Annotated in this window: 16 protein-coding genes and 1 pseudogene; 9 read left to right on the top strand and 8 right to left on the bottom strand. The window is 63.1% G+C overall.

Going from position 1 to position 17,453, the window contains the following annotated elements:
* Positions 1-576, bottom strand: a 576-nt coding sequence (locus tag Q0P59_RS18905; protein WP_295009293.1) for a sulfate ABC transporter substrate-binding protein, incomplete at its 3' end; no start/stop codon positions are given.
* A 211-nt stretch (positions 577-787) separates the two neighbouring features.
* Here Q0P59_RS18905 and Q0P59_RS18900 point away from each other — a divergent pair.
* Positions 788-1,153: a hypothetical protein gene (locus Q0P59_RS18900; RefSeq protein ID WP_295009291.1), complete on the top strand. Its 366-nt coding sequence runs from the start codon at positions 788-790 to the stop codon at positions 1,151-1,153.
* Positions 1,154-1,274: 121 nt separating this feature from the next.
* Entirely contained in the window at positions 1,275-2,438 is a 1,164-nt protein-coding gene (locus tag Q0P59_RS18895) for a Fic family protein (RefSeq protein ID WP_295009289.1), read from the top strand.
* A gap of 204 nt (positions 2,439-2,642) precedes the next feature.
* Here Q0P59_RS18895 and ilvA read toward each other — a convergent pair whose 3' ends face one another.
* Complete coding sequence (gene ilvA, locus Q0P59_RS18890) at positions 2,643-4,175, bottom strand: threonine ammonia-lyase, biosynthetic (protein WP_295009287.1); 1,533 nt, start codon at positions 4,173-4,175, stop codon at positions 2,643-2,645.
* A 38-nt stretch (positions 4,176-4,213) separates the two neighbouring features.
* On the opposite strand from ilvA, the gene Q0P59_RS18885 reads away from it, so the two are divergent.
* Complete coding sequence (locus Q0P59_RS18885; RefSeq protein ID WP_295009285.1) at positions 4,214-4,630, top strand: YqaA family protein; 417 nt, start codon at positions 4,214-4,216, stop codon at positions 4,628-4,630.
* Here the strand turns inward: Q0P59_RS18885 and Q0P59_RS18880 are convergent, their stop codons facing one another.
* Together Q0P59_RS18880 and Q0P59_RS18875 are read right to left on the bottom strand one after the other, a co-directional pair.
* The gene (locus tag Q0P59_RS18880; protein ID WP_295009283.1) at positions 4,631-5,545 is read right to left on the bottom strand and encodes a patatin-like phospholipase family protein; all 915 of its coding nucleotides are present in this window, start codon (positions 5,543-5,545) and stop codon (positions 4,631-4,633) included.
* Complete coding sequence (locus Q0P59_RS18875) at positions 5,542-6,123, bottom strand: OmpA family protein (protein WP_295009281.1); 582 nt, start codon at positions 6,121-6,123, stop codon at positions 5,542-5,544. Before Q0P59_RS18875 ends, Q0P59_RS18880 begins: the two co-directional genes overlap by 4 nt.
* A gap of 195 nt (positions 6,124-6,318) precedes the next feature.
* Here Q0P59_RS18875 and Q0P59_RS18870 point away from each other — a divergent pair, with 195 nt between their 5' ends.
* The 6 genes from Q0P59_RS18870 (at position 6,319) to Q0P59_RS18845 (ending at position 14,167) form a co-directional block, all read left to right on the top strand.
* Positions 6,319-10,194, top strand: coding sequence for a DUF3683 domain-containing protein (locus Q0P59_RS18870; protein WP_295009279.1), 3,876 nt, complete (start codon positions 6,319-6,321; stop codon positions 10,192-10,194).
* Positions 10,195-10,301: 107 nt separating this feature from the next.
* A complete protein-coding gene (locus Q0P59_RS18865) occupies positions 10,302-10,742 on the top strand; it encodes an HIT family protein (protein ID WP_295009277.1) in 441 nt (146 codons plus the stop codon).
* Between the two features lie 2 nt (positions 10,743-10,744).
* Complete coding sequence (locus tag Q0P59_RS18860) at positions 10,745-12,352, top strand: hypothetical protein (RefSeq protein WP_295009275.1); 1,608 nt, start codon at positions 10,745-10,747, stop codon at positions 12,350-12,352.
* A gap of 63 nt (positions 12,353-12,415) precedes the next feature.
* Positions 12,416-12,838, top strand: a complete 423-nt coding sequence (locus Q0P59_RS18855; RefSeq protein ID WP_295009273.1) for a DUF971 domain-containing protein — start codon at positions 12,416-12,418, stop codon at positions 12,836-12,838.
* 4 nt (positions 12,839-12,842) lie between these two features.
* Positions 12,843-13,580 carry a bifunctional demethylmenaquinone methyltransferase/2-methoxy-6-polyprenyl-1,4-benzoquinol methylase UbiE gene (ubiE, locus tag Q0P59_RS18850; RefSeq protein WP_366091130.1) on the top strand — a complete coding sequence of 246 codons (738 nt, stop codon included), beginning with the start codon at positions 12,843-12,845 and terminating at the stop codon, positions 13,578-13,580.
* A 14-nt stretch (positions 13,581-13,594) separates the two neighbouring features.
* Positions 13,595-14,167 (top strand): hypothetical protein, encoded by a 573-nt coding sequence (locus Q0P59_RS18845; protein WP_295009271.1) that lies wholly within the window; start codon positions 13,595-13,597, stop codon positions 14,165-14,167.
* Between the two features lie 68 nt (positions 14,168-14,235).
* Here the strand turns inward: Q0P59_RS18845 and Q0P59_RS18840 are convergent, their stop codons facing one another.
* The 4 genes and pseudogenes from Q0P59_RS18840 to Q0P59_RS18825 form a co-directional block, all read right to left on the bottom strand.
* The gene (locus Q0P59_RS18840) at positions 14,236-14,661 is read right to left on the bottom strand and encodes a F0F1 ATP synthase subunit epsilon (RefSeq protein WP_295009269.1); all 426 of its coding nucleotides are present in this window, start codon (positions 14,659-14,661) and stop codon (positions 14,236-14,238) included.
* A 24-nt stretch (positions 14,662-14,685) separates the two neighbouring features.
* Positions 14,686-16,089 (bottom strand): F0F1 ATP synthase subunit beta, encoded by a 1,404-nt coding sequence (gene atpD / locus Q0P59_RS18835; protein WP_295009267.1) that lies wholly within the window; start codon positions 16,087-16,089, stop codon positions 14,686-14,688.
* 31 nt (positions 16,090-16,120) lie between these two features.
* Entirely contained in the window at positions 16,121-16,981 is an 861-nt protein-coding gene (gene atpG, locus Q0P59_RS18830; protein ID WP_295009265.1) for a F0F1 ATP synthase subunit gamma, read from the bottom strand.
* Between the two features lie 14 nt (positions 16,982-16,995).
* A pseudogene (locus Q0P59_RS18825) lies at positions 16,996-17,453 on the bottom strand (F0F1 ATP synthase subunit alpha); the annotation flags it as partial.

The raw sequence follows: 17,453 nt of genomic DNA, 5'->3' as shown, positions 1-17,453 counted from the left end.
GCCGGAATCGAGCACCGGCACGTTCTTGAAGATGGCGCTGACCAGTTCCCTCGCCTTCTGCTCGTTGCCGCCCGGCTGCTTGAGCGCCCAGGCCCAGGCCGCCAGGTAGTTCCAGCGGGCGCCGCCGGAGGTCTTCGGGTTGGGGGTGATGACGCCGATGCCCGGCCTGGCCAGGTCGTTCCAGTCCTTGATGGCCTTGGGGTTGCCCTTGCGGACGAGGAAGACGACTGTCGAGGTGTAGGGCGAGGAATTGTTCGGGAAGCGCTTCTGCCAGTCGGCCGGGATCAGCTTCCTGTCGGCCAGGGCGTCGATGTCGTAGCCCAGCGCCAGGGTCACGACGTCGGCTTCCAGGCCGTCGGCCACCGAGCGGGCCTGCTTGCCGGAACCGCCGTGCGACTGGCGGACCTGCACGTTCTGGCCGGTCTTGCCCTGCCACTGCTTGGCAAAGGCGGCATTGAAGTCCTTGTACAACTCGCGGGTCGGGTCGTAGGAGACGTTGAGCAGCGTGGTCTGGGCGACGGCGGCACCGATGCCGACGGCAAATGTCAGGGCCGATAACAGGGCGGTCTTGCGCATGAGGGACTCCAATCGATCAATAAAAATTCCGTATGACTGAAGTCTAGTCAGGCCTGCTTATTTCCAGAAAGAATGATTATTTACATGAATATAACCAAAGGAAATTTATGTGGCCGGCTGTCGACGGTACAAAGGCAAAAACGGACGCTCCGGCTAGGGCGATACCGGAAAATCACAATCCGCGACGCCGGGATGCGCCATCGGAGGGGACATGAACGATATCCACAACCAGCCCATCGGCCGGCGCATCGACTGGCTCTTCGATCTTGCACGCCGGCATGGCGAAACGTTTCGCAGCCCGGAGGCCTGGCTGGGACGCCAGCGCTATCTGGCCGAGCACCCGACGGCCATTGCCGTGTTCAAGTGCATGGATGGACGGATCAACATTCCGGTCGCCACCAAGACGCCGGCCGGCATCCTGATGCCCTTCCGCAACCTGGGCGGGATGTTCGATCTCGGCTGGCCGCACCTCGGCGAGGTGGTGGTCCATCACACCCTGCGCATGACCGGGGCCGGGCGGCGCGTGCTGTTCCGGCTTCCTCGGTGTAGGGTGAATTTGTCTTTTCCTGCCAAGTAATTTTGTAATTTAGTCGCACTTATTTTGTAGATGATTCGACATGGTATAAATAAAAATACATTGCAATACAACGGTTAATTAAACAAAATGTGTATAACTAACTTCTGTGTTTTGTAATTACATGTCGCCGCGCTTTGTCGACTCCAAACTCCGCATTATTTCGCCCAGCTTTGACTCCCCGCTAACGGATATCGTTATCGCGCTGGATCATCTCCGGCGCTTGAGACTTGCTGGCGACACCCCTGCCGCTGTCTTTCACCAGTTGAAAGACATCTTCCATATGCTGGAAAGCCTTGGGTCGGCGAGGATCGAAGGCAACCACACTACCCTGGCCGATTACATCGAAAGCAAAATCGAGTCGCCCGCGACGCCCAGTGACCAAATTCAAGAGGTCACAAATATCGAGGGGGCGATGGATTACGTCGAAGAGGCCATTCAGGCGAGCGGCCATATCTCCGAAATCTTTATTCGCGAACTCCATCAGCTAACTGTGCGCGGGCTGATTCGCGAAGGCGACAGCACGCCGGGGCAATATCGAGCCGGCAACGTGCAAATCGGCGGTGCCGACCACTTGCCTCCCGATGCCGCACTGGTCCCCATGCTGATGCAGGAACTCGCCGATTTCATCAATCGCGACGATCCACCCAAGTACGACCTGCTCAAGATGGCCATCGTGCACCATCGTTTTTGCTGGATACACCCGTTCGGCAACGGCAATGGCCGAACAGTCCGCCTGCTGAGCTACGCCATGCTCATCAAATACGGTTTTAACGTCCAGGCCGGCGGCCGCGTTCTCAACCCCACCGCTGTCTTCTGCAACGACCGTAATGCCTACTACGCCATGCTCTCCGAAGCCGACGCCGGCACCGACGAAGGGTTGGAAAAATGGTGTCTCTACGTCCTGGGCGGCATCCGGAACGAACTCGAAAAAGTCGACCGCATCACCCAGTACAGCTATCTGCAGGAAAAAATCCTCCGCCCAGCACTGGCCTACGGCAAATCGCGCCGGCAATTTACCGAGCAGGAAGAAGCTGTATTAACGATGGCCATCGCCAAAGGCGTCTTCCGCGCTGCTGACGTTGATGTCGTACTACCCGCGCTGACCCAGCGACAACGTACCTATCTGATCACCAAACTGATCAACCAGCACATGATCCGCCCGATTGCCGAAGGCAGCAGAACCTACACCATAAGCTTCACCAACAGCTACTTGCTGCGCAATGTCATTCACGCGCTGGAAGCTGAGGGCTTTATCCACCCTGCCATCAAATCAGCCAACGTCTGAAATGCATCAGGTCGTCGACGCGGCCGCCCGTTCCCGATTCAGCGCCAGCAGGCGGCGGAAGATTTCTGCGTCGAGTATTTCGGCTGAATGGTCCTGACCTGCCCGGGGATCTTCGCCCTGCTCGTCGCCCAGCTGACACCTGGCGTGCTGGCGATGATTACGGCTGGGATGCTGGTGCAGGCCTTGGCGTGAGCATCCGGCGGTTCAGCCGAGAAAGAGCTTGTAGGCCGGGTTCTCGCTCTCGTCCCAATGGGCGTAGCCGAGGTGCTTCAGGAAGGCCTTGAATTCGGTCATCTCCTTCGGCGGCACCTGGATGCCGACCAGCACGCGGCCGTAGTCGGCGCCGTGATTGCGGTAATGGAACAGGCTGATGTTCCAGCCGGCGCTCATCTGGGTCAGGAAGTTCATCAGCGCGCCCGGCCGCTCGGGAAACTCGAAGCGGTAGATCAGTTCCCGCATGCCTTTTTCGCAGACCGCCGGGGCATGGCCGCCGACCATGTGGCGAACGTGGTTCTTCGCCATCTCGTCCTCGGTCAGGTCGAGCGTCGGGTAGCCGTGCTTCTGCAGGTTGTCCACCAGCTTCAGCGATTCCTTGCGATCGGCGACCTGGACGCCGACATAGACGTGCGCCTCGCGGTCGGTGTGGTAGCGGTAGTTGAACTCGGTGACGTTGCGGTTGCCAATCAGGGTCAGGAATTTCTTGTAGGCGCCCGGCTTCTCCGGCAGCGTCACGGCGAAGACCGCCTCGCGCCGCTCGCCGAATTCGGCGCGCTCGGAGACGAAGCGCAGGCGGTCGAAGTTCATGTTGGCGCCGGAGGTCACGGCGACCAGATTCTTGTCCTTGAGCTTGTGCTGACGGGCGTATTCCTTGGCACCGGCGACGGCCAGCGCGCCGGAGGGCTCGAGGATGGAGCGGGTATCCTCGAAAACGTCCTTGATCGCCGCGCAGATGGCGTCGGTATCGACCAGGATCACCTCGTCGAGGTATTCCTTGCACAGGCGGAAGGTTTCCTCGCCGACGAACTTGACGGCGGTGCCGTCGGCGAACAGCCCGACCTGGTTGAGGCGCAGTCGCTTGCCGGCGGCCAGCGACTGCTTCATCGCATCGGCGTCGAAGGTCTCGACGCCGATGACCTTGACCTCGGGGCGCAGGCGCTTGATGTAGGCGGCCACCCCGGCCGCCAGGCCGCCGCCGCCGATGGCGCAGAACACGGCGTGGATCGGCCCGTTGTGGCGCGAGTGCTGGCGCAGGATTTCCATCGCCACGGTGCCCTGCCCGGCGATCACTTCCGGATCGTCGAAGGGGTGCACGAAGGTCAGCTTCTCGGCTTTTTCCAGCTCCAGCGCCTTGGCGTAGGCGTCGTCGTAGGACGAGCCGGCGAGTACCACCTCGCCGCCGCGCCGCTTGACGGCATCGACCTTGATGTCCGGCGTCGATTCCGGCATCACGATCACCGCCCGGCAGCCCAGCCTGGCCGCCGACAGGGCGACGCCCTGGGCGTGGTTGCCGGCCGAGGCGCAGATGACGCCGCGCTTCAGCTTCTCGGCCGACAGGCTGGCGATCTTGTTGTAGGCGCCGCGCAGCTTGAACGAGAACACCGGCTGCATGTCCTCTCGCTTGAGCAGAATCTTGTTGCCGACCCGGGCGGAAAGGTTGCCGGCCAGGTCGAGCGGCGTTTCGACGGCCACGTCATAAACCTGTGCATTGAGAACTTTTTCGAGATAATCCGGGTGCATTGGGCGCAACTCATTCAGGCAAAAGGGGGATTCTACGGGTGGAGTGGCTAAACGTCACGGCGGAAAGCGGGTTGTGGGGTCTGCTGGCCGCCAGTTTCCTGTCGGCGACCGTGCTGCCCGGCGGTTCCGAGGCCCTGCTCTGGGGCTTCCTGAAGCTTCATCCGGGGGAAGTCGGTCCGGCCCTGGCGCTGGTCACGCTGGGCAATACGGCGGGCGGCATGACCTCGTGGTGGTGCGGCCGTTTCCTGCCGCGCTGGCAAAGGCTGGAAAACCTGCCGCACAAGGACAAGGTCGAGCGCTGGGGCAGCCCGGTCCTGCTGCTCGCCTGGGCGCCGCTGATCGGCGATGCGCTGTGCGTCGCCGCCGGCTGGCTGCGCCTGCACTGGCTGCCCTGCTGCCTGTTCATGGCGGCCGGCAAGTTTGCCCGCTATGGGCTGATCGCCGCCGCCATCTGATCAGGTTTTGCTTTTCGCCGACGCCGGGCGTGCCAGGCGCTCCCTGATCAGCGGCGCCAGCCGGCTGCCGGCCTGGAATCCGGCGGCAATCAGCGCCTTGCGGGCACTGAAGTCGGTACTGGCCACCTGGGCGACGTTGGGACGGATCAGAAAATCGGCCTGGGTGACTTCATGGGCGCGCAACGACTGGCTCATGATTTCGAAGGAGCGCAGGAGCAGCCCATAGAGCCCGGCGCCGGGCGTGGCATCCGGGGCGCCGATATCGACGGCGGCCACGATTTCGGCCCCGGACTTGCGCGCCGTCTGCACGGGAATCGGGCTGACCAGCCCGCCATCGAGGTATTCCCGGCTGCCATCGCTCGCCGGAATGAAAATGCCGGGAATGGAACACGATGCGCGCACGGCGAAACCGGCATCGCCCCGACTGAAACCGGTGATCTCGCCGCTTGGGAATTGCGTTGCGACGGCGACGAAGCGTCGCGGCAGGGACTCGATGCTGCGGTTCTGCAGGTTGCGATTGACGAATTCCTGGAGGTTGCGGCCGCTGACCATGCCGCGTTGGTTGTTGCCGGCGATCAGGTCGATGATTTCCTCGTCCTTCACCCGCAATGCCAGTTCTTCCATCTGGGCGCCGGTGTATCCGGCCGCCCAGAACACGCCGATCAGGCTGCCGGCGCTGCTCCCGACGATGAGGTCCGGGCGGATTCCGGCGGCATCCATGGCCTTGATGACGCCGATATGGGCAAACCCGCGGGCCGATCCGCCGCCGAGCACGAAGCCCAGGCGGGTCTTGCCGCCCTCGCCCTCGTTCGCGGCGACGCCGGCCCCCTGCGCTGCCGGCAGGCCGGCGAGCAGAGGCAGGGCCAGGCTGCCCTTGATGAAGCGGCGTCGGCTGTCCCGGGGGGCGGCGTTCATTTCTGCCCCGCGGCGGATGGCTGCTCGAGCTGGCGGCGCAGCTTGTCGAATGCGGCTTCGAAGGCGTTGACCGGCTCTCCGGCGCTGAGCTGCTCGACGGTCTCGCCGAGAACGATCAGCTCGACGCGCCGATTGAGCTTGCGCCCCAGTTCGGTGTCGTTCGGTGCCAGCGGGCGGCTTTTTCCGTAGCCCCTGGCCGTCAGGCGATCGGCCGGCAGGCCGCGGGCGAGCAGCGCGTTGCGTACGTTCTGGGCACGCTTTTCGGACAGCGCCAGATTGACGGTATCGTTGCCGACGCTGTCGGAGTGTCCCTCGAGCACCACGGGGCGGTTCGTCTTGTCCTTCAGGAGCTGGGCAATACGGTCGAGATAGGGGGCGGCCTCGCGCTCGTCGATGTCGGCCTTGCCGAATTCGAAAAGAACGTTGTCCGGCAGCCAGACCATGACGCCCCGGTCGATCTGGGCGACAGCCAGGGTAACGCCGGCTTTCGGCGGGGACGGCGAGGCGCAGGCGGCAAGCAGGGCGATTGCCCCGATCAGCATGACGAGGCGCGAGGGCAGGAAGCGTAGGTGGCGCATGGTGATGTGCGGGGGATTTCGGATGGCCGAGTGTAGGTCCGTGCTGTGTAAAGAAGCGCAAAGAATGGTCATCGGCTGGTTAAGCGCGTCGTCGGGAGAAGGCTGAACCTTTGAGTGCCTGAGTCGGTCTACCAGGCCCTCGTGTTGCGCCGCAATACGGTAAAATCCACTTTTTGATAGACCCCGGCTGCTTCCATGACTGCCCGCCTGCGCGAAATCCCCTACAACTACACCTCGTTTTCCGACCGCGAAATCGTCATCCGCCTGCTCGGCGCCGACAACTGGGCGGTGCTCGACGAATTGCGCGGCGAGCGCGTCACCGGCCGTTCGGCCCGCATGCTCTACGAGGTCCTGGGCGACATCTGGGTGGTGCAGCGCAACCCCTATTTGGAAGACGACCTGCTCGACAACCAGGAGCGCCGCAACGCGCTGGTCAATGCCCTGCGCCACCGCCTCAAGGAAGTCGAGAAGCGCCGTGCCGAGAGCGAGAGCGAAGACCCCGAGCGTTCGGCCAAGGTCAAGCGCCTGGTCGAGGCGGCGCAGGCTGCCGTCGACCGCTTCGCCGCCCGTTTTTCCGAAACCTACGACCTGCGCCGCAAGGTGCAGAAGATCCTCGGCAAGCACACGCGCAAGGACAACATCGCCTTCGACGGCCTGGCCCGCGTCTCGCACGTCACCGACGCCACCGACTGGCGCGTCGAATATCCCTTCGTCGTCCTCTACCCGGACACCGAGGAGGAAATCGGCCACCTCGTGCGCGGCTGCTTCGAAGCCGGCCTGACCATCATCCCGCGCGGCGGCGGCACCGGCTACACCGGCGGCGCCGTGCCGCTGACGCCGTACTCGGCGGTGATCAATACCGAGAAGCTGATCGATCTCGGGCCGGTCGAGAACGTCGTTCTTCCCGGCCATAGCGAACCCTACGCCACCATCCGCACCGGCGCCGGCGTCGTCACCGACCGCGTCTCCGAAGCCGCCTCGCTGGCCGGCCGCGTCTTCGCCGTCGACCCGACTTCCGCCTCGGCCTCCTGCATCGGCGGCAACATCGCCATGAACGCCGGCGGCAAGAAGGCCGTGCTGTGGGGCACAGCGCTCGACAACCTGGCCTGGTGGAAGATGGTCGACCCGGACGGCAACTGGCTGGAAGTCGAACGCCTGAACCACAACTACGGCAAGATCCACGAGCAGGAGCTGGTCGAGTTCCGCTTGAAGCGCTTCGATCCGAGCGGCAAGAAGCTGCTCAAGGAAGAAGTGCTGAGCCTGCCCGGCGCCGCCTGCCGCAAGGTCGGGCTGGGCAAGGACGTTACCGACAAGTTCCTCGGCGGCGTGCCGGGCGTGCAGAAGGAAGGCACCGACGGCATCATCGTCGCGGCGCGCTGGGTGCTGCACAAGATGCCGCCGGTGGCGCGCACCGTCTGCCTGGAATTCTTCGGCCAGGTGCGCGAAGCGGTGCCGGCCATCGTCGAGATCACCGATTACTTCAAGCCGGGCGGTGCCGGCCACGCAGCCGGCGTGCAACTGGCCGGCCTCGAGCACCTCGACGAACGTTACGTCAAGGCCGTCGGTTATGCGACCAAGGCCAAGCGCCACGGCCGCCCGAAAATGGTGCTCATCGGCGACATCGTCGGCCACGACGAAAAGGCGGTGATGGCCGCTGCCTCCGAGGTCGTCCGCATGTGCAACCTGCGCGCCGCCGAAGGTTTCATCGCCGTCGATGCCGAGACGCGCAAGAAATTCTGGCTCGACCGCTCGCGCACCGCCGCCATCTCGCGCCACACCAACGCCTTCAAGGTGAACGAGGACGTGGTGATTCCGCTGCCGCGCATGGGCGAATACTGCGACGGTATCGAGCGCATCAACATCGAGCTGTCCACGCAGAACAAGCTGGCCCTGTGCGACGCCGTGAGCGAATTCCTGCAGGGCGAACTGCCGCTGCACGAAGGCGACGCCAATGTCGACAAGAGCGTGCTGATCGGCGACCGCCGGCAGGCCGCGCTGGATTATGTCGCTTCCGTGCGCCGCCGCTGGGCCTGGCTGCTGGCCAACCTGGACATGCCGCTGGCCGAGGCCGAAGCGCAGTTCGCCGACTACGGCGTGGTGGCTGGCGAGCTGACCAACAAGGCGGCCAACCCGGTGCTCTTCCACCGCCTGCAGGATTTCTCGGTCCGCACCTCGTGGAAGCAGGAACTGAAGGCGCGCCTGTCGAAGATCTTCGACGGCACGCTGTATCGCCCGATCATCGAGCGCATCGAAGGCATCCACAAGGAAGTGCTGCGCGGCCGCGTCTTCGTCGCCCTGCACATGCACGCCGGCGACGGCAACGTGCATACCAACATTCCGGTCAACTCCGACAACTACGAGATGCTGCAGACGGCGCACAAGGCCGTCGAACGCATCATGCACATCGCCCGCGGCCTGGACGGCGTGATTTCCGGCGAGCACGGCATCGGCATCACCAAGCTGGAGTTCCTGTCCGACGAGGAAATCGGCCCATTCCGCGCCTACAAGCAGAAAGTCGATCCGGAAGGCCGCTTCAACAAGGGCAAGCTGATGCCCGGCGGCGACATGGGCAACGCCTACACCCCGTCGTTCAGCCTGCTCGGCACCGAATCGCTGATCATGGAGCAGTCCGAGATCGGCAAGATTTCGGACATGGTCAAGAACTGCCTGCGCTGCGGCAAGTGCAAGCCGGTGTGCTCGACCCACGTGCCCCGCGCCAACCTGCTCTACAGCCCGCGCAACAAGATTCTCGGCACCTCGCTGCTGGTCGAGGCCTTCCTCTACGAAGAGCAGACCCGGCGCGGCATTTCGCTGAAGCATTTCGACGAGTTCAACGACGTCGCCGACCACTGCACCATCTGCCACCGCTGCGTGAAGCCCTGCCCGGTCGATATCGACTTCGGCGACGTGTCGGTGGCCATGCGCAACTTCCTGCGCAAGCAGAACAAGAAGCGCACCAGCCCCGGCACGCTGGCGGCGATGACCTACCTGAACCTGAAGGATCCGGCGACCATCAAGCTGATGCGCGGCGTCATGATGGATTTCGGCTTCAAGGCCCAGCGTCTGGCCCACAAGGCGGCCAAGGCCATCGGCCTGGTCCAGGACAGCCGCGCCCACCCGCCGGCCACGGTCGGCGCACCGACGGTCAAGACCCAGGTCATCCACTTCCTCAACCGGCCGATGCCGGGCAACCTGCCCAAGCGCACGTCGCGGGGCCTGCTCGACATCGAGGACGACAAGGTCATCCCGGTCATCCGCAATCCGAAGAAGACGACGGAGGAATCGGATGCCGTCTTCTATTTCCCGGGCTGCGGTTCGGAGCGGCTGTTCTCCCAGGTCGGCCTGGCGACGCAGGCGATGCTCTACGAAGTCGGCGCCACGACGGTGCTGCCGCCGGGCTACCTGTGCTGCGGCTACCCGCAGACCTCGGCCGGCGACGACGAGAAGGGCCAGAAGATCACCACCGACAACCGCGTGCTGTTCCACCGCGTGGCCAATACGCTGAACTATCTCGACATCAAGACGGTGATCGTTTCCTGCGGCACTTGTATGGACCAGCTGCAGAAATACCAGTTCGAGAAGATCTTCCCGGGCTGCCGCCTGCTCGACATCCACGAGTACCTGATGGAAAAGGGCGTCAAGCTGGAAGGCGTGACCGGTACCCGCTACATGTACCACGACCCCTGCCACACGCCGATGAAGGCCTACAACCCGCTGGCCGTGACCAAGTCGCTGATGGGCCAGGAAGTCCCGCTGACCGACCGCTGCTGCGGCGACTCCGGCTCCTTCGCCTACTCGCGACCGGATATCGCGACGCAGGTGAAATTCCGCAAGCAGCAGGATATCGAGCAGCAGGCCGAAAAACTGCGTGCCGACGGTTTCAAGGGCGACGTCAAGATCCTGACCTCCTGTCCGGCCTGTCTGCAGGGCCTGTCGCGCTACGATGACGACGCCGGCACCCAGGCCGACTACATCGTGGTCGAGATGGCCAAGCACCTGCTCGGCGAGAACTGGGTGGCCGATTACGTCGGCAAGGCGAACAACGGCGGTATCGAACGCGTCCTGCTCTGATCGTCGCGGCTTTCGGCCGCCGTCCGTGAAATCCTTGTTTCGTTTGCGGCGGCGGCCCGTGGTATTAAACTCCGGTATACATCCCATTGTCCCCGGAGTGCGAAAACGTGGAAGCCGCCAGCCCTGCCTGCGAACTCTGTGTCCAACCCGGAGGAACGCTCCTCTGGCAATCCGGGGCCTGTCGGGTCGTTCGGGTCGGCGATCCGTTCTATCCCGGCTTCTGCCGCGTGATCTGGACGGATCACGTGCGCGAGATGACCGACCTGCCGGAGCGCGCCCGGCATGATCTGATGCGGGTGGTTTTCGCCGTCGAAACCGTGGTTCGGCAGCTGTTTTCCCCGGACAAGATCAATCTGGCCAGTTTCGGCAACGTCGTCCCGCACCTGCACTGGCACATCATCCCGCGCTGGGCGGACGACCGTCACTTTCCCGAGCCGGTGTGGGGCAGCGTGCATCGCGAGAACGCGGTGCAGCGCGCCGTCGTCGGGGATGCCGAGCTTTCTGCCGCATTGTCGCGCGCCTTGCGCGATCTGGAGGAGGGGCGATAACCATGAGCACGACCGCGAGCGATCTTCCCCTGACGATCACCGACCTGCGCAGCGGTTCGGATTATCTTGCCCAGCTGTCCTTGGCCAACCCGCTGGTGGGCGAACGACAGCTGATGCGTTTTCTCGACGGCCTGCTGCTTGCGCCGCCCGACCCGGGCGTCCTGCTCGCGCTGCTCGAGCAGGCGCGTGCGCCGCTGTGCTTTGTCGAGGAAGAGATGGCGCGGCGTTATCACAACCGCGCCCTGCCCCTGGGCAACGAGGAGGAAAGCTACTTCCAGCAGGTGGTCGCCGCCTGGCGCAAGATGGGCAAGGCCTACGCGCTGTGTGCCCGCCTCGAACGGCCGGATGCGCAGAATCCGCAATATGTGACCCTGGTCGCGACGATCCTGCATCGCTGCCTGTACTACACGGGGATGATCATCCTCGAGCACTATCGCGCGCGGCGCGAGCTGCCGCCGGGCATCTGGCTCGACATGCACGGCTATTACGCAAGCGCCGAGGAATGGGGCGTCGCCTATACCCCGGTCGAGGATGTTCTCGAGAGCAGCCTGCAAGCCACGCATTGCGCGGCGGCGTACGCCACGCTGCTGCTGATCGAGATCGCCAGCCCATACAGTAGTGGCGTTCGCAACCTGAATCTGATCCGGCGCTGGGCCGGCATGTGGTCCCCGCTGGTCTCCATCCACAAGCTCGACGACGATCTGGAAGTGCCGCCCTATCTCGTCGAACTGATGAAGGATGTGCCGCTGCATCCGGCGGCCTATAACGAGGAGCCGACCAGGGATGCGCGTCGCCTGGATACGTCGCGGCTGGCATTGCAGGTTACCCACATGCTGAGTCAGCTCAGGCAGCGGATAACGCCGTCGCAACTGGGGCTGGGCGAGGAAACCTCGGCGCATGTGATCGCCCTGCTCGAGCATCTGGCGCGGCCATGGAGCCAGGCGGCATCGCCCCGCCGCTTCCGTCGTTTCGCGACCGAGGGGATCGCCCATGTGGCGGTCGGCTTCGACGCCATGCATTACTGTCTGACCGGCAAGGAATTCACGCAGCCGGATGCCGCCTCCAGCTATTCGCGCGGCGAATTCGACCAGCTATTCACCTTCCGCGACCGGGTCGACCCGGTGCAGGGGCTGGCCATCAGGCCGCTGATCAGCTTTCCGGTAGACGAATGGAACGTGATCAATCATTCGGCCAACGGCTTTCGCCTGACGCGCAGCTGCGCCGGGCAGCGGATCATGCACGGGCAATTGATGGTGTTGCGCCCGCACGACGGGGATCACTTCCTGCTGGTGCAGGCAAGCTGGCTGATGCAGGACGAGTCGGGCGGCCTGGTGGTCGGGGTCGCCACCCTGCCCGGGATGCCGACCGGCATCGGTATCCGGCCGGCCACCCAGGGTGGAGGCAGCATCGAGCGTTATGTGCCGGCCTTCATGCTGCCGGCTGTTCCCGCCATCGGTGACGAGGCGTCGATCGTTCTTCCCTCGGGTTTGTACCAGGCCAGCCGGGTACTCGATTTCTTCGTCGACGGCGGGGCATCCGGGCAACTGCGCATGAGCCACATACTGCAGCGCGGAACCGATTTCGATCGCATCAGCTTCCAGCTACTTTGACCTATCTTCGCGCTTCCGGGGGGTGAGTGCGCTAAACTATCGCCCTTACTCCCGGAGGACACCATGGCGGGTATAGACCGCGATACGCCGATACCGAGCGAAATCAAGCTGCACCAGAAATCCCGACGCCTCGAGCTGATCTATGAAGGCGGCGAAGCCTACGCGCTGGACTTCGAATACCTGCGCGTTTACACGCCCTCCGCCGAGGCACGCGGCCACGGACCGGGGCAGGAAACCCTGCAGACCGGCAAACGCAACGTCGACATCGAACGCATCGAGCCGGTGGGCACCTATGCGCTGCGCCTGGTCTTTTCCGACGGACACGACAGCGGGCTGTATTCGTGGGACATGCTCTACAACCTGGGCAAGCACCATGACGAATTGTGGCAGGAATACCTGAAACAGATCGAGGCGCAAGGCCTGTCCCGCGATATCGACACCACCTCGCGCCCCGCTTCGGGCGGCGGCTGCGGCCATCATCACTGAAATCATGAGCAACGAAAAAACCCATTTCGGCTACGAAACCGTCGCCGAGCAGGAAAAAGCCCGTCGGGTCGCCGATGTCTTCGACTCGGTCGCCAGCCGTTACGACTTGATGAACGACCTGATGTCGGCGGGCATGCACCGCCTGTGGAAGGCGTTCACCATACAGCGCAGCGGCGTCCGCGAAGGTTCGCGCGTGCTCGATGTCGCCGGCGGCACCGGCGACCTGTCGCTGGCCTTTGCCAAGAAGGTCGGGAAGAGCGGCCAGGTCTGGCTGACGGACATCAACAATGCGATGCTGGCCCACGGTCGGGACCGTCTGCTCGACAAGGGGCACATGCTCCCGGTCGCCCAGTGCGACGCCGAAAAGCTCCCCTTCCCCGACGACTGGTTCGATTGCGTCACCGTGGCCTTCGGTCTGCGCAACATGACCCACAAGGATCTCGCCCTGGCCGAAATGCGCCGGGTGCTGCGCCCGGGCGGCCGCTTGCTGGTCCTCGAGTTTTCGCAGATCTGGAAACCGCTGGCGCCGGCCTACGATTTCTACTCCTTCCAGGTCATTCCGCGCGTCGGCAAGCTGGTCACCAACGACTCCGACAGCTACCGCTACCTTTCCGAATCCATCCGCATGCATCCGAACCAGGAAGAGCTGAAGCGCATGATGGAAAGCGTCGGTCTCGAAAAAGTCGAGTATTTCAACCTCGCCCTCGGCGTCGTCGCCCTGCATCGCGGCTACAAGTTCTAAAGCGCTCGCCCGGCATGGACTTCGTCAAGCAACTCGGGGTTCGCGGTTTGAACCACCTGATTGGCAGCGAGCCATGGGCTCAGGACCGGCTGAGAAAGCATGCCGGTGCGCAACTGCTCATTCAGGCAGGACCGATCTTCTCGGTTCGGCTCGGCGTGGATCACGCCGGCTTGTTTCATCTCGCGGCCGGCGTCGATGAGCCCGATGTAAGGCTGACCCTGCCCCCGGACGTACCCATCCGGGCGCTGCTCGATCGCGACAACCTGTTTTCGTCGGTCAAGCTGGAAGGCTCCGTCGACGTCGCGGAAAGCCTGGCATTTGTCTTCCGCAATCTTGAATGGGATATCGAGGCCGACCTGGCCGGCTTGATTGGCGACATCCCCGCGCATCGCCTTGTCCGTATCGGACGTTCCCTTGCCGGCAGCTTGCGCCGGGGCGCTGGCAACGCGCTGGCCAATGTTCGCGAATATGCCGTCGAGGAATCCGACCTCTTGCCGGGAAAAGACGATCTCTCGACATTCGGCAATGCGGTGAATGCGCTGCGCGACGATGTGGCGCGCCTGGAAAAACGCCTCTCCCGCATTTAGTCGGGCAATAAAAACCGAGGCAATAAAAAAGGCAGCCTGGGCTGCCTTTTTTGTCCGTTGTTTCCGGATCAGTGCGTGTGCTTGCGCAGACGCTGAATTGCTTGCAACTGGGCGACAGCTTGCGCCAGCTCCGCTTCGGCTGCCGCATAGTCCATCTCGGCATTCCGATTGGCGAGCGCTTCCTCGGCACGCTTCTTGGCGTCGAGTGCCTTGGCCTCGTCGAGGTCGTGGGCGCGAATCGCGGTATCAGCCAACACGGTGATCATGTCGGGCTGAACCTCGAGCATGCCGCCGGACACGTACACCAGCTCGAACTCGCTCTGGTCGGGCACCTTCAGACGAATGGTGCCCGGCTTGATGCGGGTCAGCAGCGGCGTGTGACGCGGCAGGATGCCGAGTTCCCCGGATTCACCCGGGAATACTGCGATTTCAACCAGGCCGGAGAAGATCGATTCTTCAGCGCTGACGACATCACAATGAACAGTCATAGCCATTACTAGCTCCTTTTAGACGTTGCGTTATTGCAGCGTCTTGGCCTTTTCGATGACTTCCTCGATACCGCCGACCATGTAGAACGCTTGTTCCGGCAGGTGATCGAATTCGCCAGCACAAATGCCCTTGAAGCCCTTGATCGTGTCCTTGAGGGAAACGAACTTGCCCGGCGAGCCGGTGAAGACTTCGGCAACGTGGAACGGCTGCGACAGGAAGCGCTGAATCTTACGGGCGCGGGACACGGCCAGCTTGTCTTCCGGCGACAGTTCGTCCATACCCAGAATCGCGATGATGTCGCGCAGTTCCTTGTAGCGCTGCAGGTTCATCTGCACGGCACGGGCAACGGCGTAGTGCTCTTCGCCCACGATCTGCGGGTCGAGCTGGCGGGAGGTGGAGTCGAGCGGATCGACGGCCGGGTAGATACCCAGCGAGGCGATGTCACGCGACAGCACGACCGTGGAGTCGAGGTGCAGGAAGGTGGTGGCCGGGGACGGGTCGGTCAAGTCATCGGCAGGGACGTAAACGGCCTGGATGGAGGTGATCGAGCCAACCTTGGTCGAGGTGATACGCTCTTGCAGACGGCCCATTTCTTCGGCCAGCGTCGGCTGGTAGCCCACGGCGGACGGCATACGGCCGAGCAGCGCGGACACTTCGGTACCGGCCAGCGTGTAGCGGTAGATGTTGTCGACGAAGAACAGGATGTCACGACCGTCGTCACGGAAACGCTCGGCCATGGTCAGGCCGGTCAGCGCGACGCGCAGACGGTTGCCCGGCGGCTCGTTCATCTGACCGAACACCATCGCGACCTTGTCGAGAACGTTGGAGTCCTTCATTTCGTGGTAGAAGTCGTTACCTTCGCGGGTACGCTCGCCCACGCCAGCAAACACGGACAGGCCGGAGTGCTGCTTCGCGATGTTGTTGATCAGTTCCATCATGTTGACGGTCTTGCCGACGCCGGCGCCGCCGAACAGACCGACCTTGCCGCCCTTGGCGAACGGGCAGATCAGGTCGATAACCTTGATGCCAGTTTCGAGCAGGTCGACGGAGGAGGACAGTTCGTCGAACTTCGGAGCCGGCTGGTGAATCACGCGCAGCTCGGTGGAGTCGATCGGACCGGCTTCGTCGATCGGGCGACCGAGAACGTCCATGATGCGGCCCAGGGTGCCCATGCCGACCGGCACGGAGATGCCGGCGCCGGTGTTGTTCACCTTCATGCCGCGACGCAGACCGTCGGAAGAACCCATGGCGATGGTGCGGACGACGCCGTCACCCAGTTGTTGTTGCACTTCGAAGGTCAGGCCGTCTTCAGCCATGCCGTTTGCTTCGGAAGCATCCAGCTTGAGCGCGTCGTAGACCTTCGGCATCGCGTCGCGCGGGAAGTGGATGTCCACAACGGCGCCGATGCACTGAACGATTGAACCTTGACTCATATTCAAATCCCCAAAAATAAAAATCTACGCGTCACACCGCGGCGGCGCCGCTGACGATTTCCGAGAGTTCCTTGGTAATCGCAGCCTGACGGGCCTTGTTGTAAACCAGCTTCAAATCGCCGATTACGGTCTTGGCGTTGTCCGAAGCAGACTTCATGGCGACCATCCGGGCGGATTGCTCGGAGGCCATGTTTTCTGCGACGGCCTGATAAATCAATGCTTCGACATAGCGGATCAGCAGATCGTCGATGACCGACTTGGCTTCCGGTTCGTACACATAGTCCCACTTGTGCGAGGCACTGCCGACGGAGTCGCCGGCCAGCGGGAGCAGTTGTTCGAACACCGGCTCCTGCTTCATCGTGTTGATGAAGCGGGTGTAGCCGATATACAGCGCGTCGATCTCGCCCTTCATGTAGGCGTCGAGCTGCACCTTGACCGGCCCGATCAGCTTTTCCAGATGGGGCGTGTCGCCCAGGCCGGTCACGTGCGAGACGATCTTGGCGCCGGAGCGCTGCATGAAGCCGAAACCCTTGTTGCCGATACAGGTCGCCTGCAGCTTCTTGCCCTGAGCGTCGAACTCCTTCATCTTCGCCACAGCGACGCGAAGAAGGTTGGAGTTCAGACCGCCGCACAGACCCTTGTCCGAGGTGACCAGGACCAGACCGACGGAGGTCTGTTCGCGGTTCACCAGGAACGGGTGGCGGTACTCGGTCAGAGCATGAGACAGGTTGCCTGCAACGCGCCGGATCTTCTCGCCGTAGGGACGGGCAGCCCGCATCCGGTCCTGCGCCTTGCGCATTTTGGATGCGGCCACCATTTCCATGGCCTTGGTGATCTTGCGCGTGTTTTCGACGCTCTTGATCTTGTTGCGAATTTCCTTGCCGCTAGGCATGGCGTTCTCCTAGATCAGACCCAGCTGCTCTTGAAAGCCTGGATGCCGGCAGCAAGTGCCTTCTCGGAATCGGCGCTCAGATCAGCGGTCGACTCCATGGTCTTCATGAGGTCGGCACAGTTGGTCTTCAGGTAACCGATCATGGCCTTTTCGCATTCCAGGGCACGCTTGACTTCGACATCGTCGAAGTAGCCCTTGTCAGCTGCGTACAGCGTGACAGCCATTTCGGAGATGCTCATCGGCGAGTACTGCGGCTGCTTCATCAGCTCGGTAACCAGACGGCCACGCTCCAGCTGCTTGCGGGTCGCTTCGTCGAGGTCGGAAGCGAACTGGGCGAAAGCGGCGAGTTCGCGGTACTGGGCCAGGGCCAGACGGACACCGCCACCGAGCTTCTTGATCAGCTTGGTCTGGGCAGCGCCACCGACGCGGGACACCGAGATACCGGCGTTGATCGCGGGACGGATACCGGCGT

Origin of the sequence: uncultured Dechloromonas sp., assembly GCF_945957265.1 — a bacterium.
Taxonomy (GTDB): Bacteria; Pseudomonadota; Gammaproteobacteria; order Burkholderiales; family Rhodocyclaceae; genus Azonexus.
Note: the sequence above shows the minus strand (reverse complement) of the source record. Positions and strands in the feature narration are given on the sequence as shown.